Annotated in this window: 15 protein-coding genes and 1 pseudogene; 15 read left to right on the plus strand and 1 reads right to left on the minus strand. The window is 62.8% G+C overall.

Going from position 1 to position 21,501, the window contains the following annotated elements:
• The first annotated feature begins 32 nt into the window (after window positions 1-32).
• The 11 genes and pseudogenes from rseP to tilS all read left to right on the plus strand — a co-directional run bounded on the left by rseP (window position 33) and on the right by tilS (window position 15,034).
• Entirely contained in the window at window positions 33-1,391 is a 1,359-nt protein-coding gene (gene rseP / locus KUV41_RS05700; RefSeq protein WP_206940313.1) for an RIP metalloprotease RseP, read from the plus strand.
• 189 nt (window positions 1,392-1,580) lie between these two features.
• Complete coding sequence (gene bamA / locus KUV41_RS05705; RefSeq protein WP_206940312.1) at window positions 1,581-3,929, plus strand: outer membrane protein assembly factor BamA; 2,349 nt, start codon at window positions 1,581-1,583, stop codon at window positions 3,927-3,929.
• Window positions 3,929-4,432: an OmpH family outer membrane protein gene (locus KUV41_RS05710; protein WP_206940311.1), complete on the plus strand. Its 504-nt coding sequence runs from the start codon at window positions 3,929-3,931 to the stop codon at window positions 4,430-4,432. Before bamA ends, KUV41_RS05710 begins: the two co-directional genes overlap by 1 nt.
• 58 nt (window positions 4,433-4,490) lie before the next feature.
• Window positions 4,491-5,531, plus strand: coding sequence for a UDP-3-O-(3-hydroxymyristoyl)glucosamine N-acyltransferase (gene lpxD, locus KUV41_RS05715; RefSeq protein WP_222484899.1), 1,041 nt, complete (start codon window positions 4,491-4,493; stop codon window positions 5,529-5,531).
• Between the two features lie 113 nt (window positions 5,532-5,644).
• Complete coding sequence (gene fabZ, locus KUV41_RS05720; RefSeq protein WP_206940307.1) at window positions 5,645-6,088, plus strand: 3-hydroxyacyl-ACP dehydratase FabZ; 444 nt, start codon at window positions 5,645-5,647, stop codon at window positions 6,086-6,088.
• Complete coding sequence (lpxA, locus tag KUV41_RS05725) at window positions 6,085-6,852, plus strand: acyl-ACP--UDP-N-acetylglucosamine O-acyltransferase (RefSeq protein ID WP_206940305.1); 768 nt, start codon at window positions 6,085-6,087, stop codon at window positions 6,850-6,852. Before fabZ ends, lpxA begins: the two co-directional genes overlap by 4 nt.
• A gap of 76 nt (window positions 6,853-6,928) precedes the next feature.
• Window positions 6,929-8,119: pseudogene (gene lpxB, locus KUV41_RS05730) on the plus strand (lipid-A-disaccharide synthase); the annotation flags it as partial.
• A 232-nt stretch (window positions 8,120-8,351) separates the two neighbouring features.
• Window positions 8,352-8,993: a ribonuclease HII gene (gene rnhB, locus KUV41_RS05735; RefSeq protein WP_206940302.1), complete on the plus strand. Its 642-nt coding sequence runs from the start codon at window positions 8,352-8,354 to the stop codon at window positions 8,991-8,993.
• Window positions 8,994-9,039: 46 nt separating this feature from the next.
• Window positions 9,040-12,549 (plus strand): DNA polymerase III subunit alpha, encoded by a 3,510-nt coding sequence (gene dnaE, locus KUV41_RS05740; RefSeq protein ID WP_222484909.1) that lies wholly within the window; start codon window positions 9,040-9,042, stop codon window positions 12,547-12,549.
• Window positions 12,550-12,703: 154 nt separating this feature from the next.
• A complete protein-coding gene (locus KUV41_RS05745) occupies window positions 12,704-13,657 on the plus strand; it encodes an acetyl-CoA carboxylase carboxyltransferase subunit alpha (RefSeq protein ID WP_206940298.1) in 954 nt (317 codons plus the stop codon).
• Between the two features lie 93 nt (window positions 13,658-13,750).
• Window positions 13,751-15,034: a tRNA lysidine(34) synthetase TilS gene (gene tilS, locus KUV41_RS05750; protein WP_222484911.1), complete on the plus strand. Its 1,284-nt coding sequence runs from the start codon at window positions 13,751-13,753 to the stop codon at window positions 15,032-15,034.
• Between the two features lie 92 nt (window positions 15,035-15,126).
• Here the strand turns inward: tilS and ppx are convergent, their stop codons facing one another.
• Window positions 15,127-16,680, minus strand: a complete 1,554-nt coding sequence (gene ppx / locus KUV41_RS05755; RefSeq protein ID WP_222484919.1) for an exopolyphosphatase — start codon at window positions 16,678-16,680, stop codon at window positions 15,127-15,129.
• A 439-nt stretch (window positions 16,681-17,119) separates the two neighbouring features.
• Here ppx and rho point away from each other — a divergent pair, with 439 nt between their 5' ends.
• The 4 genes from rho (at window position 17,120) to folM (ending at window position 21,437) form a co-directional block, all read left to right on the plus strand.
• Window positions 17,120-18,379 carry a transcription termination factor Rho gene (rho, locus tag KUV41_RS05760; RefSeq protein WP_206940285.1) on the plus strand — a complete coding sequence of 420 codons (1,260 nt, stop codon included), beginning with the start codon at window positions 17,120-17,122 and terminating at the stop codon, window positions 18,377-18,379.
• A gap of 78 nt (window positions 18,380-18,457) precedes the next feature.
• Window positions 18,458-19,951 (plus strand): 4-hydroxy-3-polyprenylbenzoate decarboxylase, encoded by a 1,494-nt coding sequence (gene ubiD / locus KUV41_RS05765; protein ID WP_206940282.1) that lies wholly within the window; start codon window positions 18,458-18,460, stop codon window positions 19,949-19,951.
• Complete coding sequence (locus KUV41_RS05770) at window positions 19,948-20,727, plus strand: FAD-binding oxidoreductase (RefSeq protein ID WP_206940280.1); 780 nt, start codon at window positions 19,948-19,950, stop codon at window positions 20,725-20,727. The genes ubiD and KUV41_RS05770 overlap by 4 nt, the downstream gene beginning before the upstream one ends.
• Window positions 20,724-21,437 (plus strand): dihydromonapterin reductase, encoded by a 714-nt coding sequence (gene folM / locus KUV41_RS05775; protein WP_222484921.1) that lies wholly within the window; start codon window positions 20,724-20,726, stop codon window positions 21,435-21,437. The genes KUV41_RS05770 and folM overlap by 4 nt, the downstream gene beginning before the upstream one ends.
• The last annotated feature ends 64 nt before the right edge of the window (window positions 21,438-21,501 follow it).

Here is a 21,501-nt window from a genome sequence, read left to right on the forward strand (position 1 = left end):
CCGACGCACGCGACATTGCCAAGGAGACGTAGGTGGGCCTGATTCAGAACATTCTGGCCGTGCTGGTGGTGCTCGGCCTGTTGGTCACCTTCCATGAGTTCGGTCACTTCTGGGTGGCGCGCCGCTGTGGCGTGAAGGTGTTGCGTTTCTCGGTAGGTTTCGGCAAGCCCTTGTGGTCGCGAGTGGACCGCCATGGCACCGAGTTCGCGATCGCCGCCATTCCATTGGGCGGCTACGTCAAGATGCTCGACGAGCGTGAGGGCAATGTCCCGGCTGACCAGCTGGATCAGGCCTTCAATCGCAAGTCAGTGTGGGCGCGTATTGCGATTGTCGCAGCGGGTCCGCTGGCCAACTTCCTGTTGGCGCTGGTGGCCTATTGGGCGCTGTTTGTGGCGGGTACCACGACTGTCGTGCCGGTAGTGGGCGAGGTGACGCCGCAGTCTCCGGCGGCCGAGGCGGGGCTGGAGCAGGGCATGGAAGTCACCGCCGTCCGCGGTGAGCCGGTTCGCTCCTGGGACGACATCAACTTGAAGCTGGTGGCTGCCATTGGCGCCAGCGGCAGCCTGGCCATCGAGACACGGGCGGAGGGCAGCAGCGTTGCCCGGACCTACCCGGTCGAGGTGGACAACTGGCTGGTGGGGCAGGACCCACCGGAGCCGCTGGGAACGCTGGGTATCCGGCCGTGGCGCCCGGACATGCCGGCAGTGATCGGCCAACTGGTCGAGAACGAGCCAGCGGTCCAGGCGGGGCTGCAGCCCGGTGACCGGGTGGTGGCGATTGATGGCGAGCCGGTGGCGGACTGGCCGGACCTGGTCCAGCGCGTCCGGGCGCGTCCCGGCGAGGCCATGGAGCTCGACGTGCAGCGAGGCGATGCCTCTGTCACGCTAAGCCTGACCCCGCGCGGGAACCGTCTCGATGATGGTAGCGAGATCGGCTATATCGGTGCCGGCGTTGCACCGGTAGACTGGCCCCAGAAGTATCAGCGAGATATCCGCTACGGACCTCTGGAGGCCGTGGGGCAAGCTGCATCGCGCACCGCCGAAATGACAGTGTTGACCTTCGACGCGGTGCGCAAGATGCTGGTGGGCCTGATTTCACCGACCAACCTGTCGGGCCCGATCACGATTGCGCGCATCGCGGGCGATACGGCTCGCTCGGGTCTGGAGAGCTTCGTCAACTTCATGGCGTACCTGTCGATCAGCCTGGGGGTGCTCAATCTGTTGCCCATCCCGGTGCTCGACGGTGGCCATCTGCTGTATTACTTGATCGAGGCGGTGCGCGGACGGCCTGTCTCCGAGCGCACCCAGGCGGTCGGACTGAAGGTGGGTCTAGCGCTGGTCGGAACGCTGATGATCATGGCCCTGTACTTTGATGTGATGCGGCTCTGGTAGGGCGACAGACCATCAGCAAGGCCCGAGTGTCGGGAGACGCCGCAGTCGTCACCAGGGGTGGTGGCGGCGAGTGACGGGAGACGGTGCCCCTTTTTTGAGACGCCGCTGTCAACTTGTCAGTAAGGCGGAGAAATGTATAAGGTGCCTGTCTGGACAGGTACGCTGACTCAACGCGAGCGAATTGACTGCATGAAAATCAAGACCATCGGATTGGCGACACTCTTGACCGCCTGTGCCCAGGTGGCGCACGCGGATTCCTTTACCGTGTCGGACATTCGTGTGGAGGGCCTTCAACGGGTCTCCGCTGCATCCGTCTTCAATGCGTTTCCCGTCAACGCTCGCGACCAGGTGGATGACCGCGAGCTGGCCGACGCCGCGCGCCAGCTGTTTGCCACTGGGCTGTTCGAAGATATCGAGCTTGCTCGTGAGGGCGATGTGCTGATCATCCAGGTCGAGGAACGTCCGACCATTTCAGCCCTCAATATCGAAGGCAACTCACAGATCACCGATGAAGATCTGCGCAACGGCCTGAAGCAGGCCGGGATCAGTGAAGGCCAGGTGCTGCAGCTGTCGACCATCGACGAGATGAAGCGCGAGCTGGAGGGGCTGTACCAGTCCCAGGGCCGTTACAGCGCCCGCATTGATACTGAGGTGACGCCGGTCGGCCAAGGCCGGGTGCGCGTCGATATCAATATCAATGAAGGTGCCGTTGCCAAGATTCGCCAGATCAACATCGTGGGCAACGAGGCCTTTTCCGACGATATCCTGCTCGATGAGTTCGAGCTTGAGGATGATCCCGGCCTGTTCTTTGGCTGGTTCTCCGCCGACGAATACTCCCGGGAAGCCCTGGCGGGTGACTTGGAGCGCCTGCGCTCCTACTATCTCGACCGCGGTTACGTGAATTTCGAGATCACCTCGAGTCAGGTGTCCATCAGTCCTGACAAGTCCCGGATCTTCATCACCATCAATGTCGATGAAGGCAACCGCTATCGGGTCGGAGATATCAACTTCGTCGGCGACCTGAAGGTAGCCGAGGCAGAAGCCCGCGATCTGCTGCAGTTCCAGTCCGGTGACGTGTTCTCCCGCAGCAAGGTCATTGCGTCCTCTGAAGCCATGCGCTCGCGCCTTGGGGCAGAAGGTTTTGCCTTCGCCGAGGTCGACGGCATCCCGGAAGTACGCAGTGACGGCGAAACCGTCGACTTGAGCTTCCAGGTCGCCCCCGGACGTCGCGCCTATGTGCGTCGTATCCAGTTTGTCGGCAACACCACGACCAAGGACGAGGTGCTGCGCCGCGAGATGATCCAGGCGGAAAGCGCGCCGGCGTCGACCGAGGCCATTTCCCAATCGCGTCAGCGCCTGGAACGTCTTGGCTTCTTCAAGCAGGTCGAGGTGCAGACGGAGCCGGTGCCGGGCGAAAGCGACCAGCTCGATGTCACCTACAACGTCGAAGAGCAGCCTTCTGGCTCGCTCTCGGCAAGCCTTGGTTTCTCTCAGAGTGCCGGCGTCATCTACGGCGCCTCGCTGTCCCAGAACAACTTCCTGGGTAGCGGCAATCGGGTCAATATCGGTGCCCAGAAGAGTGATACCTACACCAGCATCAACTTTGGTTTCACTGACCCCTACTGGACGCTTGACGGTATCTCTCGCGGCTACAACTTCTACTACCGCGCGACCGACTACGAAGATTCCGATATCTCCACCTACTCCACCGATGCGCTGGGGGCAGGCATTAACTTCGGCTATCCGATCAACGAGCTGACGCGCATGAACTTTGGCGCCAACATCGAGAAGCTCGAGATCGACACCTATGACGACACGCCGTCGGAAATCAAGCGCTACGTGCTGGATGAAGGTGATGACGCCAACACCCTGTCGGTCACCGGTAGCTGGACCCGAAACGATCTGAACCGGGGCATCATGCCCACCGCCGGTAACTACCAGCGCCTGTCGCTGGAGCTGGGTGTGCCCGGCAGCGACGCCGAGTACTACAAGGCCCGTGCCCAGGCCAAGCAGTTCTTCCCGTTCAACGAGGAAGAAACCTGGTCACTCAAGTTCAGCGGACAGGTGGGTTACGCCGACGCGCTCAACTCGAGCGACCCCTATCCGTTCTACGAGAACTTTCTGGCCGGTGGTCTTGGCTCGGTACGTGGTTTCACCGACAACACCCTGGGTCAGCTGACGACCGAGCGTGAAGACGGTGACGACGAGACGCTGGGCGGTAACGTGCTGATCGAGGGCAGCATGGAACTGATCTTCCCGATGCCTTTCGTCGAAGACAAGCGTTCGGTGCAGCCGTCGCTGTTCATCGATGCCGGTAATACCTTCCTGACCGAGTGCTATGACGTACTGTCTGAAGACGAAGGTCGCCAGAAGTGTGATTCCGGAGTGGAGTTCGGTGATATTCGCTACAGCGCGGGTGTCGGCGTGTCCTGGCTGACGCCGGTCGGGCCGCTGACCTTCAGTATCGCTGAACCGCTTAATGACAAGGACGAGGATGACACCCAGGTGTTCCAGTTCTCGCTCGGTCAGACGTTCTGATGTCAGTGAGTGGACTGCGCCGTTGCCTGGCAGTCATCGTGGCGTGTGCCGCCCTGCCATGGCAGGCGGCGCAGGCCTCGGGAGTCGCGGTGCTGGATTGGCAGCAAGCGCTGCTGGACACCCGCATGGCCCAAGGTGCCATGCAGTCCCTCCAGCAGCAGGTGGGGCCGTGGCAGCAAGAGGCTGAAGTGCTTCGCCTGGAGCTGGAAGGGTTGGCCGATGAGCTTGCCCAGCAAGGGCAGCAGCCGAATCCCGCCAGCGTCCAGGAGTTTCAACAGAAGGGACAGCGATTCGATCGGCTAAGGCGTGATATCCTCAACGCTCGCCAGGAAACCGAACAGCGTTTGATAAGTCGCCTTGAAGGTCGTGTCGACGAGGCGGTGGCGCAGGTCATTGATCGCCACGATGTGGACGTGCTGGTCACGCCGGATGGCGTGCTGCACAGCAGCCGCGATCTGCCCGACCTGACCGCCGAGGTGACTCGGTTGCTGGACACGCCCTGACAGCGCGTGACCAGCGCTTCCTTTCTCGAATTTTGTCGTTACCGCATCACGGTCATTCATGAAATCATCACGCACCCAGCCAAGCCTTTCCGAGATCGCCAGCCAACTGGGCGCGCGCCTGCACGGCGATGGCGATCAGCGCGTGCGAGGGCTGGCGACGCTCAAGGATGCCGGGCCTGACCAGGTCAGCTTTCTCGCCAACCGGGCCTACCTCAAGGACCTTCCCTCTACACGTGCCGCTGCCGTATTGCTGCATCCTGATCATCTAGAAGCCTGTCCAGTGCCCGCACTGGTGCTGGACAATCCCTATCTGGGGTACGCCGAGCTCTCCAGGTTGCTCGATCCCCTGGTCGGCGCTCATCGCCCGGGTGTGCATCATAGTGCCGTGGTGGCCGACGATGCGGTACTGGGTGAGGGTGTCTGCATCGGCCCCAATGCGGTAGTCGAATCCGGCGTGAAGCTGGGCGACCGCGTTGTCGTAGGTCCCGGCTGCGTGATCGGAAGCGACAGCCAGATCGACGATGACGGTTTCCTGCATGCCAATGTCACGCTGTATCACGGGGTGGTCATCGGCAAGCGGGTGATCTTGCACAGTGGCTGCGTGATCGGCGGCGACGGCTTCGGCTTTGCCCACGATGGAAGCGGCTGGCGCAAGATTGCCCAGCTGGGTGGCGCGGTGCTGGGCGATGATGTCGAGGTCGGCAGCTGTTCAAGCATTGATCGCGGTGCACTCGGTGACACCGTGATCGGTAACGACGTCAAGATCGATAGCCAGGTGCAGATCGCGCACAACGTGCAGATCGGCGATCACAGCGCCCTGGCCGGCTGCGTCGGCATTGCGGGCTCCACCCGGGTGGGACGCCACTGCATGCTGGGAGGCGGGGTCGGCTTGTCCGGACACCTGACCATCAGTGACGGCGTGCAGGTCACCGGCATGAGCCTGGTCACCAACTCGATTCTTGAGCCAGGTGTCTACTCCTCCGGCACCGGTGCAATGGAAAACAGCCAGTGGCGCCGCAATGCCGTGCGCTTCAAGCAGCTCGATAGTATCGCCAAGCGCGTCAGTCGCCTGGAGAAGCGGGATTCCAGCGATACTTGAGGGGGTGGTTCAGGTCGGTATAATCCACCGCCTATTGTCGGCTCGGCGCGCAAGCCCGACGCCGCTCGTGTCCTTCTCGGAGAAGGGCTCTTGTCATTTTAGAGGTCGCTACGATGGTTATGGACATCAACGAGATTCGCGAATATCTGCCCCACCGCTATCCTTTCTTGCTGGTGGATCGGGTCACGGAATTGACCCACGGCGAGACCATCGTTGCCTACAAGAATGTCAGCATCAACGAGCCGTTCTTCAATGGTCACTTCCCGCACCATCCCATCATGCCGGGGGTGCTGGTGGTCGAGGCGCTGGCCCAGGCCTGCGGCATCCTTGGCTTCAAGACGGTCAACAAGCTGCCCGCCGACGGCTACGTGTACTACCTCGTCGGTAGCGATAACGTGCGCTTCAAGCGTCCGGTCATGCCTGGCGATACCCTGCAGCTGCGTGCCGAGGTCGAGCGGGCCAAGCGCGGCATCTGGAAGTTCAAGTGCCGTGCCACCGTGGAAGGTGAGCTGGCCTGTGAAGCCGACATCATCTGCGCCGAGAGGAAGATCGCTTGATACATCCGTCCGCCATCGTAGATCCCGGCGCCCGCCTGGCCGACGATGTCGAGGTTGGGCCCTTCAGCGTGATTGGTCCCGACGTCGAGATTGGCGAAGGCACCGTGATTGGTCCCCATGTCGTGGTGCAGGGGCCGACGGTCCTCGGCAAGCGCAATCGCATCTTTCAGTTTGCGTCTGTTGGCGAGGCTTGCCAGGACAAGAAGTACAACGGAGAACCGACGCGCCTGGTGATGGGCGATGACAACGTTGTCCGTGAGGGAGTCACCCTGCACCGCGGCACCGTGCAGGATCGCAGCGAGACCACCATCGGTTCGCGCAATCTGTTCATGGCCTATGTCCATGTCGGGCATGACTGCATCATCGGCGATGACTGTATTCTGGCCAACCAGGTGACCCTGGCCGGACATGTGCAGTTGGGCGATTTCGCCATCATCGGCGGTCTGTCGGCGATCCATCAGTTCTGCCGCTTTGGTTCCCATGCCATGGCCGGGGGAGGCTCGATCATCACCAAGGACACACCCGACTTCGTGATGATCAACGGCAACCCTGCTCAGGCCCATGGTCTCAATGTGGTCGGCCTCAAGCGGCGTGGCTTTGCCAGTGAGGCGATCCGCGCGCTCAACGAGTCCTACAAGCTGGTCTACCGGCAGGGACTGACCGTCGAGCAAGCGGTGGCCGAGATTCGCCAGCGGTTCTCGCTGGCGGAAACCGACGCCTTCGTGGCCTCCATCGAGGCGTCTACCCGGGGCATTATCCGCTGATGAACAGCGGCCTTGCCTGACCATCCGGTGAGGCCGCTGCCCCCGGGACACTCCATCGCTGATCCGGGGAGCCCCCATGACCCACGTCGTTCGCCAAGCCGAGAGTGACGCCGTCCCTGTCCGCCGTGTCTACCTGGTCGCCGGAGAATTGTCTGGCGACATTCTTGGCGCGGGATTGATGCGCGCGCTCAAGGCGCGACATCCTGGCGTCGAGTTTCGTGGGCTCGGCGGGCCACGCATGCTGGCCGAGGGCCTGACGTCACTGTATCCCCTGGAAACCCTGTCGGTCATGGGGCTGGTCGAGGTGCTCAAGCACCTGCCCGAGCTGGTGCGTGTGCGTCGCCATCTGCGCCGCGACGCGCTGGCATGGCAGCCTGACATCATGGTGGGCATCGATGCGCCTGACTTCAATCTGGGGCTCGAGCGACAGCTGCGCGAGGCGGGTATCACCACGGCTCATTACGTCAGCCCGTCGGTATGGGCCTGGCGCCAGGGGCGGGTCAAGGGCATTGCCCGCTCGGTGGATGCCATGCTGACCTTCTTGCCGTTCGAGGCAGCCTTCTACGTCAAGCATCGCGTGCCGGTGGCCTTCGTCGGCCACCCGCTGGCAGACGAGCTGCCGCTGGTGAACGATCGGCAGTCTGCCCGCAGGGCGTTTGGGCTCGAGCCGGACGAAGAAGTACTGGCGCTGCTGCCAGGCTCCAGGCGCAATGAACTGCGTTTCATGGCGGCGACCTTTGTGGAGGCCGCACAGCGACTGGTGGAAACGCGTGAGCGCCTGCGGGTGGTGATTCCGGCTGCCACGCCCGAGCGTCGCCAGGAGCTCGAGGTTCTGCTGCAACAGCGGCCGGCGCTTCGCGATCGCGTCATGCTGCTGGACGGTCAGGCCCGCGAAGCCATGGTGGCCAGCGACCTGGTTCTGCTCGCCTCGGGTACGGCGGCGCTGGAAGCCATGCTGTGTCACCGGCCGATGCTGGTGGGCTATCGCATGGCGCCGATGACGCATCGGATTGCTCGCTGGATGGTCAAGACCCCGTGGATCTCGCTGCCGAACCTGATTGCCCAGGAGTCGCTGGTGCCTGAACTGATTCAGGACGAGGCCAGTGCCGAAGCGATTGCCCGGCAGCTGGAGGCCATGTTGTCGGATCCCCAGGGGCGTAGCGCGCTCGAGACGCGCTTCGCGGCGATGCATGAAGGCCTGCAGCGTGATGCCAGCCGTCGCGCGGCGGAGGCCATCGAAGCGCTGGTGGCAGGTCGGCCGTTGCCACCGAGTGTGGCCCCGGAGTGTACGCAGGAGGTGGCGGACCCGGACAGTGCCGGGAGCGACGCTGGCGCTTCTTACAAGACCGCCGCAGGTGCCTCTAATAAGACCGCCGCAGGCGCTTCTCACAAGACCGCCGCAGGCGCCTCTAATAAGACCGCTGCAGGCGCCTCTCACAAGATGGCTTCTCAGGTTAGCGACACCGGCGCTGCACCTGCGCAGGCCAGAGGAGACAAGGATGGCCGCTGATTCGGCTCGCAAGGGGCGCGCCGCGAAGGCGCCGTTGCCGCCATTGGTGGTGGACTATGATGGCCAGCTCCTGGCTGGGGTGGATGAGGTCGGGCGGGGGCCGTTGGTCGGCGCGGTGGTCGCCGCGGCGGTGATCCTGGATCCCGAGCGGCCCATCGACGGGCTGACCGATTCCAAGGCGTTGTCGGCCAAGCGCCGAGAAGCCCTCGATGGGCTGATTCGTGAACGTGCGCTGGCCTTCCACGTGGCAGCCGCCAGCCCCGAGGAAATCGATCAGCTCAATATCTACCACGCCACGCATCTTGCCATGCGCCGTGCCATCGATGGGCTGATGCCTTCGCCTGAATACCTGCTGGTGGACGGCAATCGCCTCCCCGGGCATCATGTTCCCGGCCAGGCTGTGGTCAAGGGTGATGCCCGTCACCCGGCCATCGCCGCCGCATCCATCCTCGCCAAGGTGGCGCGGGATGCTGCCATGGTGTCGCTCGACCGGCGCTATCCTGACTATGGTTTCGCCCGCCACAAGGGCTACCCGACGGCTGAACATCTGGCCGCGCTGGAACGTCTGGGGCCACTCGACGAACATCGTCGCTCCTTTGCCCCTGTCAAGCGCCAGCTGGCGCTATTCTGACCCGTATTCACAGCCCCGCCACGGCGGGTCGAGGTAAGGCTTTCACATGTCCGCTCCTTTCGTTCATCTTCGCGTCCATAGCGAGTTCTCTCTGGTTGACGGCCTCGTGCGCCTCAAGCCTTACGTCAAGGCCGGCGTCGAGCATGGCGCGCCAGCGCTGGCGTTGACCGATGAATCCAATCTGTTCGGCCTGGTGAAGTTCTACAACGGGGTCCAGGGCGCGGGCATGAAACCCGTGATCGGTGCCGACCTGTGGCTGGTCAACGCCCATGACCTGGATCATCCGTATCGGGTGACGCTGCTGGCGATGAATGACGTCGGCTATCGCAACCTGACCGAGCTGATCTCTCGCGGCTGGGTCGAGGGCCAGCGTCAGGACCGGGCTTACCTGGAGAAAGCCTGGGTACTGGAGCAGAGCGAAGGCTTGATTGCGCTGTCTGGTGGGCGTGAAGGGGACGTGGGCCGCCATTTGCTCAGCGATCATCATGCCGATGCGCGGCGTTTGCTGGACGAATGGTGTCAGGCGTTTCCCGGCCGTTTCTATCTGGAGCTGACCCGGACCGGTCGCCCGCTGGAAGAAGACTGCGTGCATGCGTCGGTGGCGTTGGCCATGGACACCGGGGTTCCGGTGGTGGCGACCAACGATGTGCGCTTCCTCAAGCGTGAGGACTTCTGGGCCCACGAAACCCGCGTGGCCATTGGCGAGGGCAAGGCGCTGGATGACCCCCGTCGCGAGCGGCGCTACACCGAGGAACAGTACCTCAAGTCGCCACAGGAGATGGCGGAGCTGTTTGCCGATATTCCCGCGGCGCTGGAAAACAGCGTCATGATCGCCGCGCGTTGTAACGTCAACGTTCGCTTGGGCGAGATCTTCCTGCCGGAGTACGGTATTCCCGAGGGCATGACCCAGGACGAGTTCTTCCGCAAGATCTCCCACGATGGCCTGACCGAGCGCCTTGACGCTCTTTACCCGGTGGACAGCCATCCACGCGACAGCGACGACTGGGCGGCGCTCGAGAAGCGCTACCGAGAGCGCCTGGACTTCGAGCTGGACATCATCCTGCAGATGGGGTTCCCCGGCTATTTCCTGATCGTGATGGACTTTATCCAGTGGGCCAAGGACAACGATGTGCCGGTAGGGCCGGGGCGTGGCTCCGGTGCCGGCTCGCTGGTGGCCTACGCGCAGAAGATCACCGATCTCGATCCGATCCAGTATGACCTGCTGTTCGAGCGCTTTCTTAACCCCGAGCGGGTGTCGATGCCGGACTTTGACGTCGACTTCTGCATGGAAAAACGTGATCGCGTCATCGATTACGTGGCCGAGCGCTATGGCCGTAACGCGGTGTCGCAGATCGTCACCTTCGGCACCATGGCGGCCAAGGCCGTGGTGCGAGACGTTGCCCGCGCCCAGGGCAAGCCGTACTCGCTGGGGGACAAGCTGTCCAAGCTGATTCCCTTCGAGGTGGGCATGACGTTGTCCAAGGCCATCGAAGAGGAGCCTCAGCTCAAGGAGTTTCTTGAGGTAGATGAGGAAGCCCAGGAAATCTGGGACATGGCGCTCAAGCTCGAGGGGGTGACGCGAGGCACCGGCAAGCACGCCGGGGGCGTCGTCATCGCGCCCACCAAGCTGACCGACTTCTCACCGCTGTTATGTGACGAGGATGGCTCCGGGCTGGTCGTTCAGTTTGACAAGAACGACATCGAGGATGCCGGACTGGTCAAGTTTGACTTCCTGGGCTTGCGTACGCTGACCATCATCGATTGGGCGTTGGAGATGGTCGATCGGGTACGCGCCAGCGAGGGCAAGGGGGCGCTGGATATCGATGCGATCCCGCTGGACGACGGCAAGACCTTCGAGATGCTCAAGAAGGCCGAGACCACCGCGGTGTTCCAGCTGGAATCCCGGGGGATGAAGGAGCTGATCAAGCGCCTCTTGCCGGACTCGCTGGAGGACATGATCGCACTGGTGGCACTGTTCCGTCCGGGGCCGCTGCAGTCCGGCATGGTCGATGACTTCATCAACCGTAAGCACGGACGGGCGGAGATCTCCTATCCCCACCCGGATTACCAGCACGAGCTGCTGAAGCCCGTGCTGCAGCCGACTTACGGCATCATCCTGTACCAGGAGCAGGTGATGCAGATTGCCCAGGTGATGGCGGGCTATTCCTTGGGTCAGGCTGACCTGTTGCGGCGCGCGATGGGTAAGAAGAAGCCGGAAGAGATGGCCAAGCAGCGTACCGGTTTCATGGAAGGCTGTGCTGCCAACGGCATCGATGCGGACCTCGCTGGCAACATCTTCGACCTGGTGGAAAAGTTTGCCGGTTACGGCTTCAACAAGTCCCACTCGGCGGCCTACGCGCTGGTGTCCTACCAGACCGCCTGGCTCAAGGCGCATTACCCGGGCCCGTTCATGGCGGCGGTGATGTCCACCGAAATGGACAACTTGGACAAGGTGGTGCCGCTGATCGAGGAGTGTCGCCATCTCAAGCTTACGGTCACGCCACCGGACGTCAACGTGGGTGGCTACAAGTTCACGGTCGATGATGAAGGCCGGGTGGTGTATGGCCTGGGTGCCATTCGTGGCGTGGGGGAAGGTCCGATCGGCGCCATTGTCGAGGCGCGTACCGCCGAAGGCCCCTTTACCGATCTGTTCGACTTCTGTCGGCGTATCGACCCCAAGCGCATGAACAAGCGTACCCTGGAGGCGCTGATCCGCTCCGGGGCGCTGGATAACCTGGGGCCCAATCGTGCGGTGCTCAGCGCGGCCCTGGATGACGCCCTCAAGGCCGCTGCGCAGAGTCACAAGAATCACAACGCCGGGATGATGGACCTGTTCGGCGAAGCGTTTGCACCGGACGCCGATGAAGGGGCCAGCGATCCTTATGCGGACTACCTGCGCGTGCGGGAATGGAGCGATCGCGATCGGCTGGCCGGCGAGAAGGACACCCTTGGTCTCTATCTGACGGGTCACCCCATCGATGAGTACGAAGAGGAACTGGCACGTTTTGTCTCGACCCGCATCGCGGACTTGAAGCCTTCCCGGGAGCCGCAGCGGGTGGCCGGGCTGGTGGTGGCGCAGCGCACCATGAAGTCCAAGCGGGGCGATACCATGGCCTTCCTTACCCTGGACGACCGCACGGGGCGGATCGAGGCGTCACTGTTCGGCGAGCTGTATGACAGCGTGCGTGAGCAGCTCGACAATGCCGAGGTGCTGATCGTCGAAGGAGAAGTCTCCAGCGATGACTACTCCGGTGGCCTGCGCCTGCGAGGCAAGGACGTCACCCCCATGGTCCAGGCACGCTCGCGCTTTGGCCAGGCGGTGGAGGTCTCGGTGGATGGTCGTCAGGCGAACGGCCGGTTGATTGACAGCCTGCGCGCAAGCCTTGAGCCCCATCGACATGAGGAAGGCCTGCCGGTGCGCCTGCGCTATCGCAATGTCGACGCTACCGGCTGGCTGGAGTTCGACGAGCAGTGGAAGGTCCTGCCATCCGATGACCTGTTGATCGCCCTGCGGGATGTCGAAGGACAGGATGGCGTACGTCTCAAGTATCGCTGAGGTGGCCAAAATACGCTGCGGCGTTAAGGTCGCTGGACGGCTGCGCCTTGCGTGGCCCCGTCAGGGTGCGATAATGCACACCACTTTTTATTTGCCATGGGTGGGCCTGCGACCTGCGGTCGCGCCCGCCTGACCATGATCACAAGGCTGGCCCATGAACCCCAACTATCTCGATTTCGAACAGCCCATCGCCGAACTGCAGGCCAAGATCGAAGAGCTTCGTCTGGTAGGTAACGACAGTCAGGTCAGCCTGGCTGACGAGATTTCGCGCCTTGAGGAAAAGAGCCGCAAGCTGACCGAGTCGATCTTCAAGGATCTGACGCCGTGGCAGGTATCGCAGCTGTCTCGCCATCCGCAGCGCCCGTACACGCTGGACTATCTCGAGCATGTGTTCAGCGACTTCGATGAGCTGCATGGTGATCGCGAGTTTGCCGATGACGCCGCTATCGTCGGCGGTGTTGCGCGCCTCAATGATCGTCCGGTGATGATCATCGGTCATCAGAAGGGCCGCGACGTCAAGGAGAAGGTCCGCCGCAATTTCGGCATGCCCCGCCCAGAAGGCTACCGCAAGGCGTGCCGTTTGATGGAAATGGCCGAGCGCTTCAAGATGCCGGTGCTGACCTTCATCGACACCCCTGGCGCCTATCCAGGTATCGACGCGGAAGAGCGCGGCCAGAGTGAGGCCATCGCCTATAACCTGGCGGTGATGTCGCGTCTCAAGACCCCCATCGTCTCCACCGTGGTAGGTGAAGGTGGCTCCGGTGGCGCCCTGGCCATCGGTGTCTGTGACGAGCTGATGATGCTTGAGTACTCCACCTATTCGGTCATTTCTCCTGAGGGGTGCGCCTCGATCCTGTGGAAGAGCGCGGAACGCGCCAGCGATGCAGCTCAGGCCATGGGGATTACCGCCAGCCGTCTCAAGGAGCTCGGTTTCGTTGATAACCTGATCAAGGAGCCGCTGGGCGGTGCGCACCGCTTCCCTTATGAGGCAGCGACGCGAGTGCGTGACGCCATCAGCGAGAGTCTGGAGCGCCTGGACGCTCTGGACAGCGACGCCCTGTTGGCACGTCGCTATGAGCGCCTGATGAGCTACGGCGCCCCCGCCTGAGGCGTCGGGTCTTCGTGGTAAACCTGCGGCCCCTGTCGTTCTGCGATAGGGGCCGTTTGTATGTGATGCCCGGGTATCTGGTGGAGAGCAGGCATGTCTGAGTCCCCTGGCCTTGAGGCCATTGTCGCGCCCTTTATCGATGACCTGCCCGCTGATCGCACGCTATGGGTGGGGCTTTCGGGAGGGCTGGATTCCTGCGTACTGCTGGCACTGGCCGCGGATGCCTGCCGGCGCCGTGGGCGGAAGCTCAGGGTGATTCATGTCCACCATGGCCTGCAGCCGGCGGCGGACGACTTTGCGCGCCACAGCCGTGCCCTGTGTCGCGAGCAGGGCGTCGCGCTGAAGGTGGTCCGGGTCAATGTCGATCTGGCGGGCAAGGGCCTCGAGGCGGCGGCCAGGGCGGCCCGCTACCAGGCCTTTATGGACATCATGGAGCCTGGGGATCATCTGTGGCTGGCGCAGCATGCTGATGACCAGGCCGAGACCTTCTGGCTGGCGGCCCTGCGTCGGTCGGGGGTGATGGGGTTGGCTGGCATGCCGACACGCCGTCAGCAGCAAGGACGGGTCATCGTCCGTCCGCTATTGAGTGTCGGACGCCTCGCGCTGGAGAAGGAGGCCGCCAGGCGAAGGCTTGCCTGGATCGAGGATCCCAGCAATCAGGACCTGTCGCTGGATCGCAATTTCCTGCGCCATCGGCTGGTGCCGTCACTGCTGGAGCGTTGGCCTGACGCCCTTCAAGCGCTGTCCGCCAGTGCACGGCATGCTGGTGAGGCGGTATCGCTGCTCGAGGAATACGCCCAGGAGGATCTGGACAGGCTGGGGGGCGATCCGGCCAGGTTGCCGCTAAATGGGCTACTGGCGCTGTCGCGACCGCGCCAGCGCTGGCTGCTGGGCTGGTGTCTGCGCTGTCTGGACCTGGCCACGCCACCGGGGACACGGCTGGATGAGATCATGTCCCAGTGCCGGGCACGACGTGATGCCGAAGTGAGGATCCACTGGTCAGGTGGCGAAGCGCGCTGCTGGCGCGGCACCTTGTATCTGCTGGCGGACAGCCGCACGACCCCGGTCTCGCTGCCGGAGATGCCGTGGTGGTCTGGGCGTGAGGTCGTGGTGGCAGGGAGGACGCTTGCCCTGGTCGCGCCTCCTGGCCAGGCGCGTTGCCTGCTGACGCTGCGAGCGCGCCAGGGGGGAGAGCGCATTCGCCTGGAAGGCCGTGGACGGCGCGATGTGAAGCGGCTGCTGCAGGAGGCTGCGGTGCCTCCCTGGCAGCGTTGTCATATCGTGCTGCTGTGGCGAGCGGACGAATGCGTCGCGGTGCTGGATGCCGCTTCAGGGGCCTGGATCGCGGTAGCACAAGGCTGGACGGCCATTCCCTGACGGGAGTTTGCTCGCCGACGGGACCTTGCTACGTGATCCCGCCAGCCAGCAAGATGATCCCGCCAGCATGCGTCTGTTGTCTGGCCACGTCGTCAGCTGTCAGGGGTCACCGCATGCAGCACCAGCGCGAAGTCGGTGCTGGTAAGATAGTCGGCTTCTCGTTCCAGGTCGGTGCACAAGAGTCCCGGCTCATCGCCACCTTCGTAGTGCAGGTGAAGGGTGTCGTCATCCACCTCGAGGCGCGGCGCCGCGGGCGCTTGCTCGGGGCGCGAATGGTTGAGAATGACCGCCAGGCGCAACAGCCGGGCCAGGCGCTGGCTGTCGCGCTGTTCGCTTTCGGGCAGCGCTTGCCACTCCTTGAGCGGAAACTTGCGGCGGTGCGCCCGCACCAGGAATGACAGCAGGCGCTGCTCCGGGCGCGAGAAGCCGGCCAGGTCGGAGTATTCAAGCAGATAGGCGCCGTGACGGTGGAACTGGCTATGGGAGATGGACTGGCCGATCTCATGCATCCAGGCGGCCCATTCCAGATAGCGTCCGCGCTCCTCGTCCAGGTTCCAGTCCTGCTTGACCTGCTCGAACATGGCCCGTGCCGAGGCGGCGACATTGTCGGCCTGGCGTGTGTCCACGGCATTGTAGCGGGCCAGCGTCTCCAGGCTCTTCAGGCGCGAGTCCTCAGGACTGTTGCGGCCCGCCATGTCGTAGAGCACCCCTTCGCGCAGGGCGCCATCGGCGAAGCGCATCTGCGTCAGCTCAAAGGCTTCGAAGATAGCGCTGAGAATCGCCACCCCGGCCGGAAACACTCGTGCACGATCGGCCTTCAGACCCTCCATCGACACCTTGTCCAGCTGTTTGGTCTTGATCAGACGCTTGCGCAGCTTGGCCAGCCCATCGCGAGTGATGACGCCTTCAGGGGAGTCACCTGCAGCATGCAACACCGCAGCTGCTGCCTTGATGGTGCCGCTGGAGCCGACCGGATCATCCCAGCCCAGACGTTGATAGGGGCGACGGATGTTGGCGAGCTCCGACAGCGCGGCAAGCTCGGCGTTACGCATGCGCTTCTCGGTGATGTCGCCATCGCCGAAGAAGCGGCGGGTGAAGGTGACGCAGCCCATGGAGAGACTTTCCAGCGCCTTGGGCTCGAACTGTTCGCCGATGATGAACTCGGTGGAGCCGCCACCGATATCCACGATCAGGCGTCGACCGCTTTCCGCCAGAGCATGGGCCGCGCCCAGATAGATCAGGCGGGCCTCCTCGCGACCGGCGATGATCTCGATGCGCGTGCCGAGCAAGGCTTCGGCGCGATCGATCAGCTCCTGACTATTGTGGGCGTCGCGCAGGGCGTTGGTGCCCACGACACGCATGCGCGTCGCCGGAATCCCTTCAAGGAAGGGGGCGAAGCGCCCCAGACAGTCCAGTGCGCGCGCCATGGCGTCCTCATTGAGGTAGCCGTCATCGTCGAGCCCGGCTGCCAGCTGGACCTTTTCGCCCAGTCGCGCCACCACCTGAAGCCGATCGTCCTGATAATTGGCCACCAGCAGGTGGAAGCTGTTGGAGCCCAGATCGATGGCGGCCAGGCGAGCCGGGTCCTTGCCGGGGTCATGGGGCGTCTCACGCAGGGCGCTGAGCGAATCCGAGGGTTGGTTCATGTGGGGTCCTTCACTGGAGATGGGTCAAGGTTGCGTATCGCTTTCTGGTATGTCAATGATCTGTGGGAGGCAGGGGGCTTGCGTTCCCTCGCCGGCTTGTCTAGTATCGGGTCATTCGCCTGTTTCGAATGTGTTTTCCCGGTCGCGTCGCTGCCGCGGCGTGACCATCCCAAGTCGTCAGACAGCCCGCACGATGCCAGCTCTGCCAGAGCCCCCCCAAGGGTTCCAGCAATCGAGATCTGGCAATGGCGAATGAATCTGCTCCCTCGTCCAGACGCTGGCGTGGTTCTCCCTTCTGGAGAATCCAGCCCATGGCCCTATCATCTTTACCAGGCCTCGCACGAGCAGCCCCGGGCTCTGAACGCACTCAATCGGCGTGTCCTTTTTTCGCCCCACGGCGCCCTGTCGCCCGGCTTCCACGAGTAATTTCTGAACTCTGATGAATCTGACCGAACTCAAGCAAAAGCCCGTGCCGGAGCTTCTCGATATCGCACGCGAGATGGGTATCGATAATCTGGCCCGGTCCCGCAAGCAGGACATCATTTTTGCCATTCTGAAGAAGCACGCCAAGAGCGGCGAAGACATCTTCGGCGATGGCGTACTGGAGATCCTTCAGGACGGTTTCGGATTTTTGCGCAGTGCCGACAGTTCCTACCTGGCCGGCCCCGACGACATCTACGTCTCGCCCTCTCAGATCCGTCGCTTCAACCTGCGTAAGGGCGACACCATCTCCGGCAAGATTCGCCCCCCCAAGGAAGGCGAGCGCTACTTTGCCTTGCTCAAGGTCAGCCAGATCAACCTTGATCGTCCGGAGAACGCCAAGCACAAGATCCTGTTCGAGAACCTCACGCCGCTGTTTCCGCAGGATCGTCTGCGCATGGAAATCGGCAACGGTTCCACCGAGGATCTGACGGCCCGCATCATCGACCTCACGGCGCCCATCGGCAAGGGCCAGCGTGGTCTGATCGTGTCTCCGCCCAAGGCTGGTAAGACACTGATGTTGCAGAATATTGCGACATCCATTACGCGCAACAACCCCGAATGCCAGCTGATCGTGTTGCTGATCGACGAGCGTCCGGAGGAAGTGACCGAGATGTCGCGGACAGTGCGCGGCGAAGTGGTGGCGTCTACCTTCGACGAGCCCCCGGCGCGTCATGTACAGGTCGCCGAGATGGTCATCGAGAAGGCCAAGCGGCTGGTCGAGCACAAGAAGGACGTGGTCATTCTGCTCGACTCCATCACTCGTCTGGCCCGTGCCTACAACACCGTGGTGCCGTCTTCGGGCAAGGTGCTGACCGGTGGTGTCGATGCCCATGCACTCGAGAAGCCCAAGCGCTTCTTCGGCGCCGCGCGAAACATCGAGGAAGGTGGCAGCCTGACCATCATCGCGACGGCTCTGGTCGATACCGGCTCCAAGATGGACGAGGTGATCTTCGAGGAGTTCAAGGGTACCGGCAACATGGAAGCCCATCTGGATCGTCGCCTGGCCGAGCGTCGCGTCTATCCCGCTCTGAACATCCGTCGCAGTGGCACCCGTCGCGAAGACCTGATTGCTTCCGATGACGAGATGCAGCGGATGTGGATCCTGCGCAAGCTGCTCAATCCCATGGATGATACGGCTGCGACCGAGTTCCTGATTGATCGACTCAAGGACACCAAGACCAATATCGAGTTCTTTGAGGCCATGAAGCGGCGCTGATCGTCGTTCATTCGAGGTCAGTCGAAGGGGCAGCATGCTATGCTGCCCCTTTGGTGTATTTGACAGCGAGAAATTCGCATGAAGTATAGCGACTTGCGTGACTTTATCGCGGGTCTTGAAGCGGCTGGCGAGCTCAAGCGCGTTAGCGCGGAAGTGGATCCGTATCTCGAGATTACCGAGATCTGCGACCGGACCTTGAGGGCCGGCGGACCGGCGCTGCTGTTTGAAAACGTGAAAGGCAGCGACATGCCGCTGCTGGGCAACCTGTTCGGCACCCCGAAGCGTGTGGCCATGGGCATGGGGCAGGAGTCGGTGGAAGCGCTGCGCGAGGTCGGCGAGCTATTGGCTTTCCTCAAGGAGCCGGAGCCCCCCAAGGGCTTCCGAGATGCCTGGGAAAAACTGCCGATCTTCAAGCAGGTGATGAGCATGGGGCCCAAGACCGTGCGCTCTGCACCTGTCCAGGCGCGGGTGTTCGAGGGTGACGAGGTCGATCTCGACATGCTGCCGATCCAGCATTGCTGGCCCGGTGATGCGGCGCCGTTGGTGACCTGGCCATTGGTGATCACCAAGGGCCCGCACAAGTCCCGCCAGAACCTGGGCATCTATCGTCAGCAGAAGCTCGGCAAGAACCGCTTGATCATGCGCTGGCTGTCCCACCGCGGTGGGGCGCTGGATTTCCAGGAATTCCAGCAACAGCATCCTGGCGAGCCATTTCCCGTAGCGGTGGCTCTGGGAGCCGACCCCGCCACGATCCTGGGCGCCGTCACCCCCGTGCCCGACTCGCTGTCCGAGTACGCCTTTGCCGGCCTGCTGCGTGGGTCGCGCACCGAACTGGTGAAGTGTGGTCATGCGGACCTGCAGGTACCGGCGTCCGCCGAAATCATCCTTGAGGGGTTTCTCTACCCCGATGATACGGCCCCAGAAGGGCCTTATGGTGACCACACCGGCTACTACAACGAGGTAGAGACGTTTCCGGTGTTTACGGTGACGCGCATGACCATGCGCAAGGATGCCATCTATCACTCGACCTACACCGGTCGCCCCCCGGACGAGCCGGCGATTCTCGGGCTTGCCTTGAACGAAGTGTTCGTGCCGATCCTGCGTCGCCAGTTTCCCGAGATCGTCGACTTCTATCTGCCCCCGGAAGGCTGTTCGTACCGCATGGCGGTGGTGACCATGAAGAAGCAGTACCCTGGCCACGCCAAGCGCGTGATGATGGGGGTCTGGAGCTTTCTGCGTCAGTTCATGTACACCAAGTTCGTTATCGTGCTGGATGACGACGTCGACGCCCGCCAGTGGGAAGACGTGATCTGGGCGATCACGACCCGCATGGACCCCGCCCGGGATACCGTGATGGTCGAGAACACGCCTATCGACTACCTGGATTTTGCCTCTCCGGTCGCCGGACTCGGCTCCAAGATGGGGCTGGACGCGACCAGCAAGTGGCCCGGTGAGACCGATCGTGAGTGGGGCGTGGCAATCAGCATGGACGACAGCATAAAGTCCCGGGTCAGCGAACGCTGGGACGACTATGGTATTCCCCTCCCTGACACCGACAAGAGGTCGACATGACGGCAAGGACCCTGACCTGCCAGGTTATCGAGGTCGAGGATCTCACTCCTGACGTATTTCGTGTGGTGCTTGAAGGACGCGCCGAGGCCATGGCGCATGCGCCGGGACAGTATCTGGAGATGCGTCTGTCAGACGACTGCTGGGTGCCGTTCTCGATCGCCAGCCGCCATCGCGATGACGGCAGACTGGAGCTGCACATTCAACACTGGCCGGAGCGCTCCAACTCGGCGCAACTGCGCGCCATGCTGGTGGTGGCGGAGCACCTGACGGTGCGCTTGCCCAGCGGTGATTGTGTGCTGGACGAATCGAGTGTCCGGCCCCTGACGCTGATTGCCGCCGGCACCGGCTTTGCCCAGATGAAGGCCATCGTCGAGGCAGCCCGTCATCAGCACCCCGAGCGTCCCATCACCCTGTGGTGGGCAGCGAAGGAGCGACGCGACCTGTATGCAGAGGAGCTGGCGCGACAGTGGGTGTCCGAGTGCAACAACCTGGTGTTCCACGCGGTCTGTGAGGCGGGTTTCGAGGAAGGCTTCGATGGTGAGCGGGTATACGCCCACCATGGCCGTATCGATGCGGCGCTGGGCGATCACCTGGAGGATGTGTCGCAGGATGATGTCTACCTGTCCGGCTCTCCTGGCATGGTCTATGCCTGCGTCGATGTGCTGGCGTCGCTGGGTCTTGAGCCGTCGCGGGTGTTTTCCGATGTGTTTGCCTATGCCCCGCGTGACCCCTTGGTGCCGGTGGTCGGCAGCCTGATCAAGGAAGAGGCCCCGTGAGCGCGTCGCCGATCCTGATTACCGGTGGCGCCCAGCGGCTGGGGAGGCACTGTGCCGAGCGCCTGGTGCAAGATGGACATCCGGTCATCGTCAGCTATCGCCGTGAGCGAGCGGAGCTGGACAGCATGCGCCAGCGAGGCATCGTGACCCTTCAGGCCGATTTTTCCAGTGAAGCCGGCATTCTTGACTTCATCGAGCGCCTCAAGGGCCAGACTAACGCTTTGCGGGCAATCGTCCACAATGCCAGTGACTGGGCGCCGGACAGTCTGGACAGCGACGCCGGGGCCAATTTCGAGCGGTTGTTTCGCGTCCACATGCTGGCGCCTTACCTGATCAACCTGCACGCCAAGAGCCTGCTGGACGCCTGCAGCGAACCCCAGCGCGATATCATCCACATGACCGACTACGTCGTGCAAAAGGGGTCCAAGAAGCACGCGGCCTATGCGGCGACGAAGGCCGGATTGGATAACCTGACGCTATCCTTCGCGGCCCAGTACGCCCCGGGGATCCAGGTCAATGCCATCGCGCCGGCGCTGATCATGCTGAACGAACAGGATGACGAGGCCTATGCCGCCAAGGCGCGAGCGAAGTCGTTGATGGACATGGTGCCTGGCCCCGGTGTGATCTATCAGAGTCTGCGCTACCTGCTCGACAATCGTTACGTGACCGGTACCGTGATGGCCGTCGATGGTGGACGCCATCTGCGCTGAGGGGCCTCGCCAGCAGGCTCTGGTGAGCTAGACTCGTGGTGTGCCCTGACAATCCAACGATGAG

The sequence above is a fragment of the Halomonas sp. DP8Y7-1 genome, from assembly GCF_019801685.1.
In the GTDB taxonomy this organism is placed as follows: Bacteria; Pseudomonadota; Gammaproteobacteria; order Pseudomonadales; family Halomonadaceae; genus Halomonas; species Halomonas litopenaei_A.

What these genes read in the sequence shown, in the direction of transcription:
- bamA (WP_206940312.1), top strand. Translation starts at nt 1,581, where the DNA reads ATGAAAATCAAGACCATCGGATTGGCGACACTCTTGACCGCCTGTGCC.
- KUV41_RS05745 (WP_206940298.1), top strand. Translation starts at nt 12,704, where the DNA reads ATGAACCCCAACTATCTCGATTTCGAACAGCCCATCGCCGAACTGCAG.
- dnaE (WP_222484909.1), top strand. Translation starts at nt 9,040, where the DNA reads ATGTCCGCTCCTTTCGTTCATCTTCGCGTCCATAGCGAGTTCTCTCTG.
- tilS (WP_222484911.1), top strand. Translation starts at nt 13,751, where the DNA reads ATGTCTGAGTCCCCTGGCCTTGAGGCCATTGTCGCGCCCTTTATCGAT.
- ppx (WP_222484919.1), bottom strand. Translation starts at nt 16,680, where the DNA reads ATGAACCAACCCTCGGATTCGCTCAGCGCCCTGCGTGAGACGCCCCAT.
- fabZ (WP_206940307.1), top strand. Translation starts at nt 5,645, where the DNA reads ATGGTTATGGACATCAACGAGATTCGCGAATATCTGCCCCACCGCTAT.
- rho (WP_206940285.1), top strand. Translation starts at nt 17,120, where the DNA reads ATGAATCTGACCGAACTCAAGCAAAAGCCCGTGCCGGAGCTTCTCGAT.
- ubiD (WP_206940282.1), top strand. Translation starts at nt 18,458, where the DNA reads ATGAAGTATAGCGACTTGCGTGACTTTATCGCGGGTCTTGAAGCGGCT.
- KUV41_RS05770 (WP_206940280.1), top strand. Translation starts at nt 19,948, where the DNA reads ATGACGGCAAGGACCCTGACCTGCCAGGTTATCGAGGTCGAGGATCTC.
- KUV41_RS05710 (WP_206940311.1), top strand. Translation starts at nt 3,929, where the DNA reads ATGTCAGTGAGTGGACTGCGCCGTTGCCTGGCAGTCATCGTGGCGTGT.
- rnhB (WP_206940302.1), top strand. Translation starts at nt 8,352, where the DNA reads ATGGCCGCTGATTCGGCTCGCAAGGGGCGCGCCGCGAAGGCGCCGTTG.
- lpxD (WP_222484899.1), top strand. Translation starts at nt 4,491, where the DNA reads ATGAAATCATCACGCACCCAGCCAAGCCTTTCCGAGATCGCCAGCCAA.